Genomic DNA, 19,830 nt, shown 5'->3' on the forward strand with positions numbered 1-19,830 from the left:
ACTACAGGTTTGTAAATAAACAGATCTACCAAAGCGCTCAAAAGGCAGGTTAGATCAATTATGTGCTTCGATTAAATGCTGGTTTATGGCTGCTTGAGTTTATGTAGAGCCTTTGAGTGGCTCTAAGGCTGGAGTACTAGCTAGATATGCTGGCTAGCGTATTTGAATGCTTGGGGATGTGTCTATCTCACCATCGTCACTAACGGTGGCAATACCATTGTTGCATGTCAGCACAGCTAGACTGCCGTGGTCACCAGAGCGAACAAACTGTAGCTCATAACCAAACTTACCAAGACTACTGGCAGAAAATTTTTGTGCTAATGTAAGTTTATCCCACCACACGGAATGTTCTGGCTGGACACCACGGCGTTCAACCAAGGGCTTTTTTTCAGATTGCATGGTTAATTTCAAAGGCCTTTGTTACTGCTTAACCATACTGAGTATAGCTAAACAATCGCGCTTTTCTATAACGGTTAACAATTTATTAACAAAAAAATTGTAACCGAGATAGATAATTACTTTCATTACCAGTAATACCAATTGAAATAAAGAATTAGTCATTCAGCGAGAATTAAAAGGCTTAGAGGCAAGGCATTGATTGCAGAGAATGGTTATTCCCTTGTCAAAATCAATAACACAGCGTATGAGCCTTTTAAACTAGCCCTTTGGGAGCGTGTCAGCGCCGCGATAATTGCGCCAAATTTATTGGATGTAGAATAGCTATATCGGCACAAATTTGGCTTATTCTCCCACCGCTGACAACGCTCTGAATTGATCAATTGCTTAATTCAATTGGTATAATTACTAGCTCGACAAGACAACAAAAGCGAGTGCGTAATGCTTCTCATCAGATATAGAAATGTGCCAATGACTTGCACCAAGCTCGTTAGCAAGCGCTAAGGCGCGATCAGATAAAGTTAATACTGGTGCACCTGAGGGTAGGTTTTCAATGACAAAGTGCTGAAACGAAACGCCATCGGCGATTCCTGTACCTAATGATTTCGCCGCCGCTTCTTTAGCTGCCCAGCGTTTGGCAAGAAAGCTGTCTGCTTGTGGCTGGTGGTGCGCTGCATAAATCGCAAGTTCGCTTGCGGTCAGCACTCGCTCTGCTAAGCGTTGTTTCACCGCATCATTCATTTGCGCGATACGGCTTACTTCGACAATATCAGTACCAACACCAACCACAGACATTACAGACGTGCCTCAAGCATTAGTCGCTTCATATCACGAGTAGCTTTTTCTAGGCCATCAATTGCTGCACGGGCAATAATCGCATGCCCTATGTTCAATTCAATGATCTGCTCTATTGCAGCGATCGGTTTAACATTATGATAGTTAAGGCCATGACCAGCGTTGACTTTTAGTCCAATGCTATCAGCATATTCAATACCTTGGCGAAGCCTTGCTAGCTCAGCAAGCTGTGCTTCCTCACTTGTAGCATCGGCGTAATGACCTGTATGAATTTCGATAAAAGGTGCATTAGTGGCTTTAGCAGCGTCAATTTGCGCTTTATCGGCGTCAATAAATAGGCTAACTAAAATACCAGCATCCGCTAATCGTTCAACAGCATCGGTTACTTTAGCTAACTGACCGGCCACGTCTAAGCCACCTTCAGTGGTTAACTCTTCACGTTTTTCCGGCACTAAGCAAACAAAGGTTGGCTTAACATCGCAGGCAATGGCGATCATTTCTTCGGTTACAGCCATTTCTAGGTTCATACGTGTTTGCAAAGTTTCTTTCATCACATGTACATCACGATCTTGAATATGACGACGGTCTTCACGTAAGTGAATGGTAATACCATCAGCACCAGCATGTTCAGCAACACTCGCCGCGTGCACAGGATCTGGGTAAGTCGTGCCACGTGCTTGGCGCAGTGTGGCGATATGGTCAACATTGACCCCTAATAAAATGTCCTTCATAAATGAGTCTCTTTTCTCAAATTATCTTATTTTTTATCAAACAGGCTTCGGCTGTTAAGTGGTTTGTTACCCAGCAATTGATTGATGATATTACGCATTAAGGTTTTTGCTGTATACAGGTTTGCCTTATCGTTAAACTCCCCTGAGGCAATAGCAAGCAATGCTGTTTTTGAATACGTAGGTAAGCTCGAAAGCGGCTCAGTAAAGCCAGAGTCAAGATTAAAGCTAACGGTATCTGTTTGAATGCTTTGCAGTGCAAAAAAATCTAGCCCTATGCCTAACTCTTCTAGCAAGGCTAACTCAAACTGTCGCAGTGCTTGTTGATCAACACCTTGCTCGGCTAGGCACAATAAGGTTTGTTGGTAGCGTTCAAATAACCAAGGGCAAGGCACTTGTTCAGGTAGCAACCTCACCAGTAATTCATTGACATAAAAGCTGCAATACAACGGCTCACCGCTGAGTAGCAGGGACTTACCATTGGCCTCGATGGTTTGCAGCGACTTAAGCTGACTTTTACCTTTAAGCGTGACCGTCAAAGGCAGGAATGGCTGAAGTAAGGCTTTTTTATTCGATTTAGCACTTTTGCCAGCATAAATCACAGCAGCAACCTTCCCGTCTTCTGCCGTTAATAACTCAACCAAAAGTTTGTGCTCTTGGTAAGGCCGACTATGGAGTAAGAATGCGGCTTGTGGCTGTGGCTGTCGCTGTAGAGTGTGCAAGTGCTAAATCACCTCTTGCGCGTTTAATCAGAGGATTTATTGCTAAACAAGCTAACCAGAGTAGTCGTCACCATAACCAAGGCTGCGTAACGCTCGTTCATCATCTGCCCAACCGGTTTTCACTTTTACCCAAGTTTCTAAAAACACTTGTTGACCAAACAGTGCCTGCATATCACGACGGGCTTCTTGACCCATGGTTTTCAGCTTTTCACCTTTATTGCCGATGATCATCCGTTTTTGGCTATTGCGCTCAACCAAGACTAAGGCATTAATATGTAAAATACCTTTCTCGTCTTGCTTAAACTGCTCAATTTCTACTGTCGTTGAGTATGGCAGCTCATCACCAGTAAAACGCATTAACTTTTCACGTAAAATCTCAGACGCCATAAAGCGACTAGAGCGATCGGTAATATAATCTTCTGGGAACCAGAAACCGCCTTCTGGCAAGGCATCAAAACAAAGCTGTTTGATCTTCTCAACATTATCTCCTTTCGTTGCAGAAATTGGCATAATGTCTTTAAAGTCATGCATTTCACCTAGCTTTTGTAGGTGCGGTAGTAATTCTTCTTTATCTTGTACATTATCGATTTTGTTGATCGCCAAAATACAAGGCACGCCACTTTGCTTAACCTTGTTGAGCACAAGCTCATCATCACCTGTCCAATGCGTCCCTTCAACTAAGAAGACAATCAATTCAACTTCGGAAATTGAGCTACTCGCAGCGCGGTTCATTAACCGGTTAATGGCACGCTTTTCTTCCGAGTGTAAACCTGGAGTGTCAACCAGCACAGCTTGGTATTCGTCTTCGGTTAAAATCCCTAAAATGCGATGGCGCGTAGTTTGTGGCTTACGTGAGGTAATACTGATCTTTTGGCCAAGTAGAGCATTGAGTAAGGTTGATTTACCGACATTTGGACGACCGACAATGGCAACCAAACCACACTTTTGAGTATCAGCTGTCATTTTCTATCATCTCCAACACTTGCTGAGCGGCAGCTTGCTCTGCCTTACGACGGCTACTGCCCTTGGTAATAATAGCCTGTTGATTAATATCGGTCGTACATTTGACCGTAAATTCTTGGTTGTGTGACTGCCCTTTGATATCAATCACTTCGTAATGCGGCAAAGCAATTTTGCGTGCCTGTAGGTATTCCTGTAAACGAGTTTTCGGGTCTTTCTGGGTAATGCCTGGTTGAATTTCAGCAAGGCGCGGCGCAAACCATTTCAAAACTAAGTCTTTACAGGTTTCGATATCAGCGTCTAAATAGATAGCACCGATAATGGCTTCCACGGCATCCTCTAAAATCGAGTCGCGGCGATGACCACCACTTTTCTTCTCACCAGGCCCTAAAATTAAATGCTCACCCAACTTAAAGTCGCGTGCCATTTGCGCCAATGTCACACCGCGCACTAAGCTTGAACGCATGCGAGTGAGTTCGCCTTCACTTTCCTTCGGAAATTGCTGATATAACTGCTCTGCAATAATAAAACCCAAAATTGAGTCACCAAGAAACTCTAAGCGCTCATTATGCAAACCTTTGGCACTGCGATGCGTTAAGGCTTGTAACAGTAATTTTTGCTCTGTGAAGCGATAGCCTAAGCGCTTACTTAGTCTAGCCAATGCTTCTGGTGTATTCCTAATCACTACTCAATACCACCAATACGAGAAAAACGCACCGATGATGGGAACCAACTCGGCATCCAATCTGGCACCAAGCTATCTTCGCCACGTTCAAAGCCAAAACTCATCCAAATAGCAACCGCTTCACCGACCATATTGGCTTCAGGAACAAAGCCCCAGAAACGTCCATCTAAGCTGTTGTCGCGGTTATCACCCATAACAAAATACTGACCTGTTGGCACAACGAATTCATCGCGTTGTGTGCCTGCTTGGTTAAAGTAGTGTGCAGTGCGCGGTAACGTATTATTGTTCACTAAAATCTCATGGGTTTTGTTAGGCATATTTGACGTGTAACGGGTTAGCTCAAAGCCGTTATCAACGTATTCACCTTTTGACTCAAAATCTTGCACTACTTGTTCAAACTCAGGGCAAACGTCATCCGTTGGCTGGCACGCAGGTTTGATATATAACGACTTATTACGATAAATCACGCGGTCACCTGGTAAGCCAATAACACGTTTGATGTAATCAATTCTTGGATCAACTGGGTACTTAAATACCACAATATCACCACGCTCTGGCAAGCCGTTTTCCCAAAACTTATTACGTGCAACCGGATCTTTTAAACCGTAGTTGAACTTGTTTACCAAGATAAAGTCGCCGTCAAGCAAGGTTGGCATCATAGAGCCAGAGGGAATTTGGAATGGCTCATACAAAAACGAACGTAAAATTAAGACAAAAGCAATCACAGGGAATACCTGCACCGCTGTATCTGTCAGCGCATTAGGTTCGCTGATTTTTGCCTTCGCTTCGTCGCTTAGCGCATCACCGCGTTCTGCAATGGCATCTGCCAACTTTAAACGACGCTGTGGCGCCAAATAAAACTTATCAGCAACCCAAACCACACCGGTGACGACAGTTGCTAATACTAAAAACAGAGAGAAATATACGGCCATAATTGTCCTATCTTGTCCTCTTCGGGGTTTTCCTCTTCGGATTTATTCTCTTATGCCCCGCTTTCGGCTTAGTTAGTAGATAATTAAACCAAGCTAAGCCTAGGCGGAAGTCGAGATTAATTATCGAGTTTCAATACGGCTAAAAACGCTTCTTGTGGTACTTCAACATTACCCAACTGCTTCATGCGCTTTTTACCTTCCTTTTGCTTCTGCAATAGTTTCTTCTTACGACTGACGTCACCACCGTAACATTTAGCCGTTACATTCTTACGCATTTGTTTGATGGTACTACGGGCAATAATGTTGTTACCAATCGCAGCTTGAATGGCAATATCAAACATTTGGCGATGAATAAGCTCACGCAATTTTTCAACCAAGTCACGACCACGAGGTACTGAGTTTGAACGGTGCGTAATCATTGCCAGTGCATCTACGCGATCACCATTGATCATTACGTCTACACGCACCATGTCAGCTGGTTGGAAGCGAACAAAATGGTAATCTAATGACGCATAGCCACGACTCGTTGATTTCAATTTATCGAAGAAGTCCATCACCACTTCGGCCATTGGCAACTCGTAAGTTACCGCTACTTGATTGCCGTGGTAAACTAAGTCTTTTTGCACGCCGCGCTTTTCAATACACAAGGTAATCACGTTACCTAAGTGCTCTTGCGGTACAAGAATATTCGCTTGTACGATTGGCTCGCGAATCTCGGCAATTTCGTTAATCGGTGGTAAATCTGTTGGATTATCAATCTGCAGCACTTCACCACGGGTAGTTTCTACTTCGTAGTTTACCGTTGGTGCCGTAGTAATCAGATCTAGGTCGTATTCACGCGCTAAACGCTCTTGAATAATTTCCATGTGCAACATGCCAAGGAAACCAACGCGGAAACCAAAACCTAGTGCAGATGAGTTCTCTGGCTCGAAGAATAACGAAGCGTCATTTAAGCTCAGCTTATTCAACGCATCACGGAAGTTTTCGTAATCGTCAGAGCTGATTGGGAAAATACCCGCGTATACTTGCGGCTGTACTTTTTTAAAGCCCGGCAACGGTGCGTCTGCTTCTTTTTTCGCAATAGTGATGGTATCACCTACTGGCGCACCGTGAATTTCTTTAATACCCGCAATAATAAAGCCAACTTCACCAGTTTTTAACACACCTGTTTCAGTTTGTTTTGGGGTAAAAATACCAACTTTATCAATAATGTGAGTTTGGCCCGTCGACATCACTACCATCTTGTCACCCGCGCGAACTTCACCGTTCATCACTCGTACAAGTGAAACAACACCTTGGTAGTTATCAAACCAAGAGTCGATAATTAACGCTTGCAGGTTATCGTCTGGATTGCCTTCTGGCGCAGGAATGTTTTCAACAATGCACTCTAAAACGTCTTCAATACCGATACCGGTTTTTGCTGAACAAGATACAGCGCCTGTCGCATCAATACCGATAATATCTTCAATTTCTTCACAAACGCGCTCAGGGTCAGCTTGTGGTAAATCGATTTTGTTGAGAATCGGCAGTACTTCCATATCAAAATCAATTGCGGTGTAACAGTTAGCTACCGTTTGTGCTTCAACACCTTGGCCGGCGTCAACAACTAACAGCGCACCTTCACATGACGCTAACGAGCGTGATACTTCGTATGAGAAGTCAACGTGGCCTGGCGTGTCGATAAAGTTCAGCTGATAAGTTTCACCGTCGCGTGCTTTGTAGTCTAGCGTCACACTTTGTGCTTTGATGGTGATACCGCGCTCGCGTTCAAGATCCATTGAATCCAAAACTTGTGCTTCCATTTCACGATCAGACAAACCGCCACAATGTTGAATTAGACGATCTGATAAGGTCGATTTACCGTGATCAATATGGGCAATAATGGAGAAATTTCGGATATGTTTCATAAACTGGAATGTATAAAAAAAGCTGCAAAATCTAGAATGGCGAGATTTTAGCTAATTTACTGCGCTGGGGCTATAGCTGGGCTGAGATAGTTGTCCAATAGCACTGAAAAAGATGTTAAAAAACGTAGCAATTGAACCGAAGAACTAGCCAGTTCACTTTTTATTTGCATCAGCAGGTAAGGGCTAACTATGAAATTGGTGTGGCTAAAGTAGGAATTAAACGTTGTTTAATCGTTGGCACTAGCGCTTGTTGTTTCGGGTTGTTATCCAATCTGGCTTTTGCCCATTTAAACCCCGCATAACCGCCAACAAACCCCATCATAATGGTTGGCAATTCATGGCTTAGTATGCCGTTAAGTAACAATACTTGGCCTAGGCCAGCGCCGAGCATTAAACCGATAACAGGCCATAAATAAACTTGCCAAGCAACCGCTAGCATGGCTTGCTCAGGGATGCTGATAATCACTTGCTCACCAACGGTGAACTGTTCTTGCGTAACAATTTCCACGCGCAGTTTTTGTTGCGGTAAAGCTTTAGCGACAAGCCCGCTGCCACAGTTGTCCACCTGTTGGCACTGGTTGCAGGTGGACTTAACTTGGCTTTCAACCACCACACTGTGGTTGCTAACTTCAACAATGGTCGCTTTTTCATCCATTATTCGTTGTCCACTCTTATTGTCTCTTAACCTTTGAATTGACTTTTTTGCTACTGAGCACCTGCATCTGTTTGATTTGAGCCATTCAGTGTAACAGAATCAGCAATTGCTTTAGCCGTTGCCGATGGTATTTTACCAACAACACTGACCTCAATACCATTCGTTATCTGGTTTAAGATGACAGTTGCACCATTCATGACAAACTCAACAGCTCGTTGCTTTTCCTGACTTGGGTTCACGTAAACAGAAATATCCACTAATCCGTCATTAAATAGCATAAATTCAACTGGCTGTTTTGTGTTAGCGATGCGATGGCGATTAGCACTGACTCGCTCAAAGCCAGCAGGCAACCAGTTTACTTGCCAAGCAAATGCTTGAGTTTGGCTATCGGGTAATGCCAGCACTTGCGGTAACTCTGCGCTTTCTAGCTGTTTTAAGCTTTCTGAGGGCTGTTCTGTGATTTCAAGATGAGTAAATTGAATTTGCTCTAACAATTGGCCCTTGCGAGTAATCAATGCCATTTTTAGTGGCAAGCCAGTGTCCATATCTAGCCACAGCCAGTGCCCTAATCTATGACCATCTCTGGCAACTATTCGAATAAGTTGAGCAGGCTTACCCAAAACACGGCTACGTCCAACAGAAATAAACTCATAGTTGTCTTCAAGGCGAGACACATCTTGGCTAAAAATCGCTGGAATAGGCCCACTAATATGACTTGCAGCAACCGAATACGGAGGGAGTTCTGGCTCGATGTAGCTAACAATATCTCCGCGGCGAAGCACGTCACGACGAGGACCATTAAGCAGTGATAATATTTCTAATTGCTTGTCATCACCGCTAATACCGTGAAACCAGTGGTAAGGCTCAGCTTGGTTATTTTTAACGACAACAAATGACGTGGTGAAATTGAGGTTGTTCAGTGAATCGGAAAGTCGCTTTAACCAAGACTGTGCCTGTTCACTTTCCATTGCCACTGCTGAAAAGCTAACGCTTAACAGCAGTGCCATACTACTAATTAATTTCATTGAGGAGTATTTTCAGCCTTATTCTCTGACGTAATATCTGCCGCATTGTCACTTTCTAATTCAGTTGCTTTAACTGCTGTGCCTTTAGTGACGGCACTAAGCTTAACTTGCTGCTGGTGATCTGCTAAAAGTGCTTGGAAACGGCGCTGTTGTTCCAAATATGCTTGTTTTTGTGCAGCGCGATCTGGGGTTTGGTAGTTCAAACTAACAGGGTCAGCAACCCCCACAAACGGTGTTGTTTGAATCACTTGCTGGGCAGGTGTAATCACTTCATTGTCAGCCACGTTTGTTTGCTGAACACCTAAAATCATTAAACCCGCAGCAGACGCCGCAATCGCTACTTGCCCAAATGGCTTACCAAATTGAACCACTTTCGCTTTTGCTGCACTAATAAAGGTACGACGTTTAGGTGCTAATACTGTTGGCTCGCCGGCAATCGCTGCCGCGATTTGTGCAGATAAATCAAACGGCACGGATTTTGGTGTTTCATCTCTTAACACATCACCGATCAGATGATAGTTTTCCCAGCGCTTAGCCGCTTCGCTATCGGCCAATACACTATCAAGTTTTTCAACGTCTTGCTGGTAACTGTCGATAATACCTGAGACGGTTTCAAACTTATTATCACTCATAAAAACACCTTTTGGTTAGCGCACCTATATTTTACGCTTAATGGTTCTTGCTGAATATCTTTTACTAATTAGCTATTAGGTTGCTGATTTGCAGCTACCTTTTAAGTTTCTACTTTTGGCCTTCTACCGCTTAAGCAGGGGGCTAATCTTTTTATCTATTGCATCACGCGCTCGGAAAATTCTTGACCTTACAGTACCCACAGGGCATTCCATAATGGTCGCAATTTCTTCATAGCTTAGCCCTTCAATCTCACGAAAGTTAATGGCTAAACGTAAATCTTCCGGTAGCTGCTCCATGGTTTCAAACACAACTCGTTTGATCTCATCAGTTAACAGCATACGCTCAGGTGAAGCATTTTCTCTTAATGCATCGCCGCCTTCATAAAACTCGGCGTCTTCCACCTCAACATCAGAGCTAGGTGGTTTGCGACTACCCGCAACCAAATGGTTTTTTGAGCAGTTGACAGCGATTCGGTATAACCAGGTATAAAACGCACTTTCCCCACGAAAGTTAGGTAGTGCCCGATACGCTTTGATAAACGCTTCTTGTACAATATCTGGCACATCAGCCTGATTTTTGACATGACGTCCAACCAAGCTAGAGACTTTTGATTGATACTTAGTAACCAGTAAATTAAAAGCCCCTTTGTCTCCACGTTGTACTCTCTCGACCAATTCCTGATCGATTAACTGTTCGCTCATATGAGCCATATCTCCTACAAAACTACTTAACTCAACATCTGGCTCATGACAAACGCAACTGTTATGACTATACGCATCTCATAAAGTTCGAAAAAATCGAAAAAAATTGTTAATTGAGCGAATAACCATCAGCTATGACTATTCGATTAGCAAGTTACACGCTAAAATCCGTTGCAATTAGATTAACGTAATATTGTGATTTTTACACCTTTAACGGCCTGTCTAGGCAGTAAAAAAGCAATCAAATAGAGAGCATTATGAGCAAACAGCACAATTGTGACGTGTTAATTATTGGCAGCGGTGCAGCAGGTTTAACCTTAGCCCTGCATTTAGCGAAAAACGCCGATGTTATTGTATTAAGTAAAGGGCCAATTAATGAGGGCTCAACTTATTACGCACAAGGCGGTATCGCTGCTGTTTTTGATGAAAACGATAGTATTGACTCTCATGTGCAAGACACACTGATTGCCGGTGCTGGCATTTGTGAAGAAGATGTTGTGCGCTTTACCGCAGAAAATGCCAAAGCCTGTTTGGAATGGCTGATTGAACAAGGGGTAGAGTTTGACCAAGAAGAAAGTGAAAGTGGCGACGCGAAATATCACTTAACCCGCGAAGGCGGCCACAGTCACCGCCGCATTCTGCATTCTGCTGACGCAACCGGTCAAGCGGTGCAAGAAACCTTGTCAACGCGCATTAAACAACACAATCGTATTCGCGTGTTTGAACGTTACAACGCAATTGATTTAATTAATAACTCAGACGAAGGTGCTGAAAAAGCCTGTATTGGTGCCTATATTTGGAACCGCAATAGTGAAAAGGTAGAAACTATTCACGCTCGTAAAACCATCTTAGCAACAGGCGGCGCCAGCAAGGTATACCAATATACCTCAAACCCTGATGTCGCCAGCGGTGACGGTGTTGCGATGGCATGGCGCGCGGGCTGTCGCGTGGCCAATATGGAGTTTAATCAGTTCCACCCAACCTGCTTGTATCACCCTGATGCTGGCACTTTCTTGCTAACTGAGGCATTACGCGGTGAAGGTGCAATTTTGCGTCGCCCCAACGGCAGTCGCTTTATGCCAGAGTTTGATGAACGTGCAGAATTAGCCCCACGCGATATTGTTGCTCGTGCTATTGATTACGAGATGAAGCGTCTAGGCGCCGATTGCATGTTCCTTGATATTAGCCACAAGCCAGCAGAGTTTATCAAGCAGCATTTCCCAACGATTTATCAAAAAACCATGTCGCTTGGTATTGATATGACCAAACAACCTATTCCTGTCGTACCAGCCGCACACTATACCTGTGGTGGTGTGATGATTGACAAGAATGGCCGAACTGATGTTGAGAACTTGTATGCCATCGGTGAAGTGGCTTATACCGGTTTACATGGCGCTAATCGTATGGCGAGTAATTCACTCTTAGAGTGTTTAGTATTCGCTCGTGCGGCAGCAAGCGATATTGCTAACCATTTAAGAACCCCGCAAAAGTACCTAAAACTGCCAAAGTGGGATGAAAGCCGTGTTACGGATTCAGACGAAGAAGTGGTAATTCAGCATAACTGGCACGAACTGCGTTTATTTATGTGGGACTATGTGGGCATTGTGCGCACGACGAAACGTTTAGAGCGTGCATTGCATCGCGTTGAGCTGCTGCAACGTGAAATTGACGAGTACTATCAAAACTTCCGTGTCAGCAACAACTTGTTAGAGCTCAGAAACTTAGTGCAAGTTGCTGAACTAATTATTAAAAGCGCATTGCTTCGCAAAGAAAGTCGTGGTTTGCACTACACGCTCGACTTCCCTGACTTAGCGCCGTCTTCTGGCAATACAATATTGTCACCGAATCAATTAAGCGAAGTTTAAAGCCAGTTAAGCTAGCGATGCTTTTGTGCCGCTTTAATTAAATAGCTTAAATAGCACACTTGTTGATAATTTAGCTGGGAACGATAGATAAACAGCTCGTACTGAGCAGTCTTTCGTATTCTGGCTATTGTATTTTTGCGTGCCTGTCCCATTGACTGCTTGTCTGGCACGTCGGTTTTATCTGACAACACCAACCAAAAGCCTAAAAAGCTCAATCGACTGGCACTGTCTGCCACATAAGAACCTTGCCGCCAATTTATCTCATGCTCAGGCAGCACTATGGTCAGCTGTTCAGGCTGGGATTCAAAAAAGTAACGCTTGGTTAAATAAAGTAGTGCAGCACTAGAAGCGAAGAGTAATAGCAACACATGCCATAACCACTGCGCGGTTTGCGCATTGATTTGCGTAAAATAAAAAACAAGATAACAAGCTGTCAGCAAAGAGCAGCCAACAGCAAGCAGCCAATTAACTTTTAGTGGGGCGTAGCAAATATCACACTTTGATGCGGTTAAGAATAATTTGCACGATTTCCTTAAGTGCTGGGTCTTCACATTCCTCGTGTCCCATAAACCAAGCAAATAGCTCAGGGTCGTCGCATTCTAGCAAACGCTCAAACTCTCGCTTGTGTTCTTCAGTTAAGTCGTCATAAGCGTTTTCGACAAATGGCATAAACAGTACGTCAAGCTCTAACATACCACGACGACATGCCCATTTCAGGCGCGCTTTATTTTTAGCTAACGACATTTCTTTTCCTCATAATCAAAACTAGCTGCATTCTACCAATTTCACAAATAATACCAATTGAATTAATTAGTTGATCATTTATGGTGCAGGAAAAACACTCAGAAACAAGGCGTTATTTTTATGTAACTAGTTGTTCTAATTTCAAAAATAACAACGCAGTTGGTGGGTGTTTTAACCAGCCAGAATGAGCAAGTCATTATTGAAATTGGTATCACACCAATTGAAATAAAGTCATGGTATTCGCTTGTTTTTTTTGAATCTGCCTATACTTGTATTTCAAACCTAATTTTCTGCATTAATCACCAAATGAGCTCAGCACTACCGAACCTTTCGACACTGCACCCAAATTTTATGATGCCACTGCCGCAATTGTCTGCGATCAAACTTGCCGGTGAAGAGCAGCAAAAGTACTTACAAGGGCAAGTCACTTGTGACGTTAATGAACAACATGTTCACAGCTTGCAGCACGGTGCCCATTGCGATGCCAAAGGTAAAGTGTTGTCAGTATTTAGGCTAATGACACACCAAGGTGCTTTGTTACTTGTTCAGCCTGAAAACTCAGTCAAAAGTTCACTTGCAGAATTACAAAAATTTGGTGTATTTGCCAAAGTAGAGATTAGCCAAGCAACAGAACTCACCTTTACTTGCCTGGTTGGCGAAGATGTGAGCCAACAACTAGCCAACAAAATTGGCAGCTTACCTGACGCCCTAACTCCGGTTGTTACGCATCAGGGCGCCAGTATCGTTTACTTGGCTGGCAAAATTACTCGTTATTTAGTTGTTGCTAGCGCTGAAGAGGGCGAACAACTGCTAGGCACAATTCAGGCAAAACAGATTGATTACCGTGCATGGCAGCTATTGGAGATTAACGAAGGGTTTCCACAACTTAATGAGAGCACAGTAGCTAAGTACGTTCCACAAATGCTAAACCTAGATAAACTCGACGGCATTAGCTTTACAAAAGGCTGCTACTTAGGCCAAGAAACTGTCGCCCGCATGCAGTATTTAGGCAAAAACAAAAAAATGATGGCACTGTTAACAGGCCACAGCGAAACGACGCTCGCGTCAGCGATTGGCTTCGAAAAACAAATGGCTGAAAACTGGCGTACTGGCGGAGATGTACTTGCTAGCTACCAAGCCGATACTGGTGAGCTTTATATTCAGGCCGTTGTTGCCAATGAACTATCTGACAGCGACGTGCTTAGGGTCAAAGATAACGACAGTGTTAAACTTGTTTTAACCGCACTACCATACGACAACACACAGAATGCAGATGAATAACGCCAAGTGAAAAAGCTTAGTTTTATTTATTCACCCTATTATTTAACTTAACGAGCGCTTTAATTTTATGAAAATTTCAAACAATGCAGTTGTTAAACTTCACTACGCAGTATCAGACAGTGAAGGTACACTAATCGACAGCTCTTACGACCACGAACCACTTAATATTATCCAAGGCACTGGCTACTTAATTCCCGGTCTTGAGCAGGCACTTGATGGCCGCGAAGCTGGTGACACATTTGAAGTAGATGTGGCAGCAGATCTTGCTTACGGTGAGCGTTTTGACGAATACGTACAAACTGTACCCAAAGCCGTGATGGAAGGTGTGGATGACTTACAAGTTGGCATGCAACTGCGCGCAACTACGGATGAAGGTGAGCAAACGGTTATCGTGGTAGAGGTTACTGACGAAGAAATTACCGTTGATGGTAACCACCCGCTAGCAGGCATTGATTTACACTTCGACGTAGAAATTCTAGAAGTACGTGAAGCGACTGCACAAGAGCTAGAACACGGCCATGTACATAGCGAGAAAAGCGAAGAAGACGGCTGTGGTGACAGTTGCGGATGTGATAACTAAACGAATCCAGCCCTACTAATTGGGCGTTTGTATCACAAACACCTTTATCGGATACTAAAAAGCCTCAGTTTTACAGAAATTAAGTGAACAAAATTGAGGCTTTTTCTTTTATCGCTTGAACTTAAGAAGCTATAGCCTAGAAAATTGAGCGGAAGCCTGAACGTCCACTGCGTCGTGAGCTGCGGCGATTACGCATACGGCTATGCAACTCTCTGCGTTTTGAGTCTAGCCAATCTTCTGTGGTAATTTCTTTATCGCCGGCACGGCCTTGCTCTCGTTCGCGGTATGCACAAAACTCTTCAAATGCTTCGATATCGTCTTGTAAATCTTCTACAACTAACTCAATCATAATCGCATCATCTAAAAAGCCTAGTGCTGGAATATGATCCGGTACTAAATCTTCTGGATCGCTAAAATAAGCTAGTGCACTTAGCACATTCGCTCGCTCTTCCCCGTCTAATTTCCATTGGGCATCTTCCACCATGGTGACTAAAACTTCGAGCTTACGTAAACGGTCGGCGACGAACTCTGGCACATCTGCTTGCACGCTCGCACTAAGTTCTTTGGCCTTCGCCAGAATATCTTCTTCACTTAAGTGCGATGCACCGTCAATCGCTTTTTTCATTACTTCGCGAAAATGCGCTAAATCTGAATCTTTTAATTCAAACTTTACCTCAAATGCCATTTCGTTATTCCTTTTTGTTTTCGGTTAGCGAACATACTCTAACACAGCCTAGCAGGTTAAAAAGTAGTGCCTGTTAAAAAATTAAGCGCCAGTCACTTTGAAAACTACCGATGGGTTCAGCGCTGCTGACTAGCAAGTAAATGCAAATAAATGATTACAGTCGATCTATTTCACGTTTTAATTGCTCAGCAGGGTCAGTAATAATCCGCTCTAAGGTCGCTACTCGCGCTTTAAGTGACTCTACTTCTTGAGATTTTTCTTCTATTTGACGCTTTAATTCCGATTCTGTTAGCGCGTCTTTATCCTCTAATGAAACACCTAGGCTCATTCCTCTAGATAAACCTAAAGCGAAACGCTTATCGAGCCAAGCAAGTCCGGCAATTGAGGCCACAATGGTGAAGATTAAAACAGTTTTTTCAATAATTTCCATATTCAGCTCCCAAACGATTAAACGAAGTAAAATCAGTGATGAATAAGCACTCCCCTCAATAGTCATCATGAGCTTATTTTTATTACAACTTTTTTGATGTTTTTTTGTGCACCAAAATAATAGAGACAAAATCCCTTAGCCTTATTCCCCTGAATTATTAACCCTGTAATCTTGGCTTTTCTGCCATCGCACTTTTTAGCTGCTTAGCTGTATTGCTTGGATTTAGTTCAACTAATTTGAAGCTCGCTTTGTTATCACCATAAACAAGGACATTACAGCCTTGCCAGCTCTGCGGAATTTTCCAAATAGATTGCTCATTAACAGTGTAAACGTGGCGTTTATTACGACAACGAATGTCCAATTTGTGCAGCTCCCCTGAGACATCGGCAAGTTGGAACTCATTGCGAATTAAGGTGTGCTGCCAAAAGTCTCTTTTCCCGATAAAACCTTGGGTAACTATTGGCGTATCACTGGCAATAAAATCAATAAGCGTTTGTTTTTGCTGTTGGTATGCCGGCCAGTTAGGTTTGGCAGAGGACAGTAACAAAAGCTTATCAACGGTATCTAACGCATCGCCGACACGGCCAAAGTCGAGTTCTAATAAAAGCTTGTCATGTAACACTGGAAATAATGCTGCATCAAGAAACTTATAGTGTCGTTGCGTGCTCGCTGAAATAGCTTCGTCTGCAGATTCACCCTGTTTCACTTTGACGCCAACAGCATAGACAGTATCACTTTGTACTGCGCGTTTATGGTCAAAGAAGCCGCCAACGCCAGAGAATTGAAATGTTTTGTTAAGGTAATTAAGCTCTTTTCGCTTATTTTGCTGGTGCTTTGCATAGCGTGTCATTAACTGATATTTATAAAATGACTCGCGTAGCGTTTTTACCTCATAGCTTTCAAGCTTATCAATTAGCTCAGTGATATCTTCCTGAATATTTTTATTAAAGGCTTTTTCAAGCTTACGATATAAGCTGAGAAAACGTCTTGAAACGCCTTCTTGCTCACGGGCCATTTTAAAGTCAATTTGAACACTATTTTTACACTGTTGGATCGGCTTACCACCTTCCATTGCAGGCTCATATTGCCATTGTTTAAGTGCTTTTAACGCTTCTCGTTCAAAACTCTTACGCCCTGTAGATTCCAAAATAACAACATTACTAGTTGAACCGTCAGGCTCGACAATAAAGCTCAGTCTTACCCAACCATCTATCCCCTTTTTAGCCTCACTAATTGGAAACTTTGGCGGCACGCGAAGCTTAGCTTTAGCATCAATAATCTGCGTTATTTCAGTAGATAAAATTTGCTTAGTTCTGGTAGCTTCATGACTAGACTGTTCTTGTAGCGACGTTTCAGGTGGCAGCTTAGCAATAGCTCCAGAACTAAAAGGAAAGTGGGCGAGAATTAAAAATATAAATGAGTAACGCTTGTTCATAAGCAGCTCCTTTGCAAACTAGAAATATTATAGCAACTCCATTTATGTAGGCAAAGGGTAAGCGCCATGGCCAATATCATCTAATAAAAAGTAACGAGAGAACCTCAGCCTTTCATAACTAATCTACTTCTCGCTGCTGTTTTAGAGTAACCGTGAAATGCCCTATCACTAGTGCTTTTTGCCAATGCAGTTATGTTATCCATACTCTCTTTTAACTAACTGCCTCTTATGCTTGCACATTACACAAGTTAATTGGTTGATCTCTTGAGTAAAAAAGCACCTGAAGGTGCTTTTTATTTGAGTTGTTACTAGCAGGTCACTATATCATCAACATAACGTCACAAGATTAGTTGCTTTTTAGATAAAAAACATTGTCTTGAAGCTCACTGCCTATACTGGTATTGGCTCGAATAACTTCGGCTAAAGTCGTGCCTTCTACTAACCTTAACTCTTCTGGCGACAAGTAACGCTGATACCAAAAGCGATCGCCGTCTCGAAAGGCTTCAAACTGGCGAATGTGCATGGCACGGAATAACTCTCCCATTTGTGAGCCGACTTCGCTAAGCGGGTCTTCAGCCAGTCCACCAGTAAACAAATCAATATCGTCAACCGTTTCATATGTTTGCGCCAGCGCTGCTGCAAGCTCAGAGTTTGAAGTGATTTCACTGAAGCTGGTAAAGCGTTCAAGACCAAACACATCTCGCATATCGTTGTACGATGGCACCCCATGATCTCGTCCACGTTGAATGTTAAGTGAAACCAGATCTAAGCCTCCCGCTCCCGGCTTTCCAAACAAAAAATTTCGCAGTTCATGGGTTACATTAACATCAAGTTTTTGACTAAGTTGACTCGCCTGACCTCTCAAAATAGGGTCTATGCTTGTTTCATTAGTCAGCAAGTTAGGGGCGGTAAAAAAGGCATCACGCAATGATAAAGCGCCAGCCTCAATGCTATTGCCTTGAGCATCTAGGCGCAGCAGTTGATTGTTAACTAATGAATGGCCATAGCGATAAGCCGCAACTGCAAACTCATTGAATAGGCCAGGGTTTACCGCCGCATTGTAGCCACGATAGTCACTAATTGCGTCCTCTCCAATGAGCGCCGGTAAGTATTCTTGGTAGGTGATAATCTGAATTTTCGCGATTACTAGTCGCCTTGCCGCTTGATATATTTGCTCACCACTGGCATCAGGGTTCGCCTGCGCCATATCAGTAGCAATGCGGTTGTGCTCACGCACCCATAATGTATGCATAACCGCTAGGCCAACCTGTTCATTGGCACGAATATCCCCCGCTAAGAACAGCTGTGCATCGTCAACACCAAAGGCATTAGCGTTGGTCTGCCCAGTAATATTAAAAGGTAGCAAGTTACCTTCGCTAGTCGCCAAATAAGGGCTCTGTTCACTTACCCGCAATGCAAGTGCACGTTCGTCATCTGAGCCGTAGATCATGCTGCCATCGATCCAGGCCGTAAGCTCATTTTCTTGTTCACGCGGATTGCTTTGGTCAGTACCAGTGTTGTGATCAAACAAGGCCCGCGAGAATAGAATTGTTTGTTCGCCAGTACCGCGAGGGTCGAAATAGGTGTCGCCACGCGGCACAGCAATATCAGCGGCTTCTTCAACACCATCAGTAACGCCAATGTCATGGTCAAGAAATTGCCCCCACTGCCAAAGAAAATCTGAGGTACCAAAAGTATTTGGTATGATCTCACCATCTTCTTGAGCATGAATATTATTCGACACAACCCTAGCACTTGGACGAGCAGCTCCTGCTAATGAAGCAATACCATCTTCATAGTCCGCGACTGCCCAACGCGCTAAATGGCTAAATGAAGAGCCCCAAAGCGTATTTGTTTGATTGTTGAAAGAGCCATCAATCGTTCTGACTTCGCGGTTATTAACAAAACGAGGGTCATTGCGTCTATTGTTATTTGCCTGATTTCTCCTGTCTTGAGCATTCTCGTTAATCCCCTGTGGCGAGGCTCTTCGATCGCTAACCTGTATGCTAACCTCATCTGACGAGCTGGCATTGTCGCTATCAGTGACGGTTAGCCTAAACACTAAACTCTCATCATTGGTAGTTGCAGGTGCGCGAAAACTTGGGGTGAGTGTATTGGTGTTGTTTAAATTAACAGGTGTGCCCGAAACCTGTTGCCAAACAAAGCTCACTTCCCCTTCAGCATCAGTAGCAGTGCCTGATAAAGTAACAAAGCTGCGCTCATCAACGTCTTGTCTCGCGCCTGCATCAACAAGGGGTAACGCATTACTGCTGCTATTTGTACTTGTCTCGCTGTCGCTGCTACCACCACACCCTGTTAGCGCTAAACACACTGCCAATGCGGTATAATTAAAACCTGTTTTTTTCATAATTTCATGCCCTACAAACTGAATTGAATTAGTGAGCGGTTCGCCTGCACCACAAATTTTATGGCTGTATTTGGCAATTACCCACGCTGTTAAGTCAGTATTTTTGTGACTAAGGAAGAAACCCCGTCAACGCAATACTTAGTGCGCGATTGAAATATCCATTTCCAGAATGTCCTGTTCATCAACTCTGATGGCATTGTAGGTGTTAGGTTCAGTGCATGTCATAAAGCCCAAAGGAACTCCATTGAAACTTCACACTCTGAGCAAAATCTGCACAACTTCTGCACATTTAGTATCGTCAAG

21 protein-coding genes are annotated in these 19,830 nt (G+C 43.4%); 3 read left to right on the forward strand and 18 right to left on the reverse strand.

Going from position 1 to position 19,830, the window contains the following annotated elements; translation table 11 throughout:
* Positions 1-153: 153 nt before the first annotated feature.
* The 12 genes from DXX94_RS07385 to rpoE all read right to left on the reverse strand — a co-directional run bounded on the left by DXX94_RS07385 (position 154) and on the right by rpoE (position 10,139).
* Positions 154-399, reverse strand: coding sequence for a hypothetical protein (locus DXX94_RS07385; RefSeq protein ID WP_116014879.1), 246 nt, complete (start codon positions 397-399; stop codon positions 154-156).
* A gap of 405 nt (positions 400-804) precedes the next feature.
* Positions 805-1,191 carry a holo-ACP synthase gene (gene acpS / locus DXX94_RS07390; RefSeq protein ID WP_116014881.1) on the reverse strand — a complete coding sequence of 129 codons (387 nt, stop codon included), beginning with the start codon at positions 1,189-1,191 and terminating at the stop codon, positions 805-807.
* On the reverse strand, positions 1,191-1,922 hold the full coding sequence (pdxJ, locus tag DXX94_RS07395; protein ID WP_116014882.1) for a pyridoxine 5'-phosphate synthase: 732 nt from the start codon (positions 1,920-1,922) through the stop codon (positions 1,191-1,193). Before pdxJ ends, acpS begins: the two co-directional genes overlap by 1 nt.
* Positions 1,923-1,948: 26 nt before the next feature.
* Positions 1,949-2,641: a DNA repair protein RecO gene (gene recO / locus DXX94_RS07400; protein WP_116014884.1), complete on the reverse strand. Its 693-nt coding sequence runs from the start codon at positions 2,639-2,641 to the stop codon at positions 1,949-1,951.
* A 51-nt stretch (positions 2,642-2,692) separates the two neighbouring features.
* Positions 2,693-3,604: a GTPase Era gene (gene era / locus DXX94_RS07405; RefSeq protein WP_116014885.1), complete on the reverse strand. Its 912-nt coding sequence runs from the start codon at positions 3,602-3,604 to the stop codon at positions 2,693-2,695.
* Positions 3,594-4,283, reverse strand: a complete 690-nt coding sequence (rnc, locus tag DXX94_RS07410) for a ribonuclease III (RefSeq protein WP_220348186.1) — start codon at positions 4,281-4,283, stop codon at positions 3,594-3,596. The genes era and rnc overlap by 11 nt, the downstream gene beginning before the upstream one ends.
* A 2-nt stretch (positions 4,284-4,285) precedes the next feature.
* A complete protein-coding gene (gene lepB, locus DXX94_RS07415; RefSeq protein WP_116014887.1) occupies positions 4,286-5,218 on the reverse strand; it encodes a signal peptidase I in 933 nt (310 codons plus the stop codon).
* 116 nt (positions 5,219-5,334) lie between these two features.
* On the reverse strand, positions 5,335-7,125 hold the full coding sequence (gene lepA, locus DXX94_RS07420; protein ID WP_116014888.1) for a translation elongation factor 4: 1,791 nt from the start codon (positions 7,123-7,125) through the stop codon (positions 5,335-5,337).
* A 187-nt stretch (positions 7,126-7,312) separates the two neighbouring features.
* On the reverse strand, positions 7,313-7,780 hold the full coding sequence (locus DXX94_RS07425) for a SoxR reducing system RseC family protein (protein WP_116014890.1): 468 nt from the start codon (positions 7,778-7,780) through the stop codon (positions 7,313-7,315).
* 50 nt (positions 7,781-7,830) lie between these two features.
* Positions 7,831-8,805: a MucB/RseB C-terminal domain-containing protein gene (locus tag DXX94_RS07430; RefSeq protein ID WP_116014891.1), complete on the reverse strand. Its 975-nt coding sequence runs from the start codon at positions 8,803-8,805 to the stop codon at positions 7,831-7,833.
* The gene (locus DXX94_RS07435; protein ID WP_116014893.1) at positions 8,802-9,437 is read right to left on the reverse strand and encodes a sigma-E factor negative regulatory protein; all 636 of its coding nucleotides are present in this window, start codon (positions 9,435-9,437) and stop codon (positions 8,802-8,804) included. Before DXX94_RS07435 ends, DXX94_RS07430 begins: the two co-directional genes overlap by 4 nt.
* A 123-nt stretch (positions 9,438-9,560) precedes the next feature.
* Positions 9,561-10,139: an RNA polymerase sigma factor RpoE gene (gene rpoE, locus DXX94_RS07440; RefSeq protein ID WP_115999189.1), complete on the reverse strand. Its 579-nt coding sequence runs from the start codon at positions 10,137-10,139 to the stop codon at positions 9,561-9,563.
* Positions 10,140-10,396: 257 nt separating this feature from the next.
* Between rpoE and nadB the strand changes: the two genes are divergently transcribed.
* Positions 10,397-12,004 carry an L-aspartate oxidase gene (gene nadB, locus DXX94_RS07445; protein ID WP_116014895.1) on the forward strand — a complete coding sequence of 536 codons (1,608 nt, stop codon included), beginning with the start codon at positions 10,397-10,399 and terminating at the stop codon, positions 12,002-12,004.
* An 11-nt stretch (positions 12,005-12,015) separates the two neighbouring features.
* Here nadB and DXX94_RS07450 read toward each other — a convergent pair whose 3' ends face one another.
* Together DXX94_RS07450 and DXX94_RS07455 are read right to left on the reverse strand one after the other, a co-directional pair.
* Positions 12,016-12,444: a hypothetical protein gene (locus DXX94_RS07450; protein ID WP_116014896.1), complete on the reverse strand. Its 429-nt coding sequence runs from the start codon at positions 12,442-12,444 to the stop codon at positions 12,016-12,018.
* Positions 12,445-12,496: 52 nt separating this feature from the next.
* Positions 12,497-12,748, reverse strand: coding sequence for an FAD assembly factor SdhE (locus DXX94_RS07455; protein WP_115999186.1), 252 nt, complete (start codon positions 12,746-12,748; stop codon positions 12,497-12,499).
* 162 nt (positions 12,749-12,910) lie between these two features.
* On the opposite strand from DXX94_RS07455, the gene ygfZ reads away from it, so the two are divergent.
* Both ygfZ and DXX94_RS07465 read left to right on the forward strand, forming a co-directional pair.
* Entirely contained in the window at positions 12,911-14,029 is a 1,119-nt protein-coding gene (gene ygfZ, locus DXX94_RS07460; protein ID WP_116014898.1) for a tRNA-modifying protein YgfZ, read from the forward strand.
* Between the two features lie 67 nt (positions 14,030-14,096).
* A complete protein-coding gene (locus tag DXX94_RS07465) occupies positions 14,097-14,609 on the forward strand; it encodes an FKBP-type peptidyl-prolyl cis-trans isomerase (protein WP_116014899.1) in 513 nt (170 codons plus the stop codon).
* Between the two features lie 136 nt (positions 14,610-14,745).
* Here DXX94_RS07465 and DXX94_RS07470 read toward each other — a convergent pair whose 3' ends face one another.
* From DXX94_RS07470 to DXX94_RS07485, 4 genes are all read right to left on the reverse strand, one after another.
* Entirely contained in the window at positions 14,746-15,294 is a 549-nt protein-coding gene (locus DXX94_RS07470) for a YkvA family protein (protein WP_116014901.1), read from the reverse strand.
* Positions 15,295-15,448: 154 nt separating this feature from the next.
* Positions 15,449-15,724: a hypothetical protein gene (locus DXX94_RS07475; RefSeq protein WP_147302250.1), complete on the reverse strand. Its 276-nt coding sequence runs from the start codon at positions 15,722-15,724 to the stop codon at positions 15,449-15,451.
* Positions 15,725-15,881: 157 nt separating this feature from the next.
* On the reverse strand, positions 15,882-17,159 hold the full coding sequence (locus tag DXX94_RS07480) for an energy transducer TonB (RefSeq protein WP_116014904.1): 1,278 nt from the start codon (positions 17,157-17,159) through the stop codon (positions 15,882-15,884).
* Positions 17,160-17,505: 346 nt separating this feature from the next.
* A complete protein-coding gene (locus tag DXX94_RS07485) occupies positions 17,506-19,527 on the reverse strand; it encodes a peroxidase family protein (RefSeq protein WP_116014905.1) in 2,022 nt (673 codons plus the stop codon).
* Positions 19,528-19,830 lie beyond the last annotated feature (303 nt).

This window comes from Thalassotalea euphylliae (assembly GCF_003390375.1).
Lineage (GTDB): Bacteria > Pseudomonadota > Gammaproteobacteria > Enterobacterales > Alteromonadaceae > Thalassotalea_F > Thalassotalea_F euphylliae_A.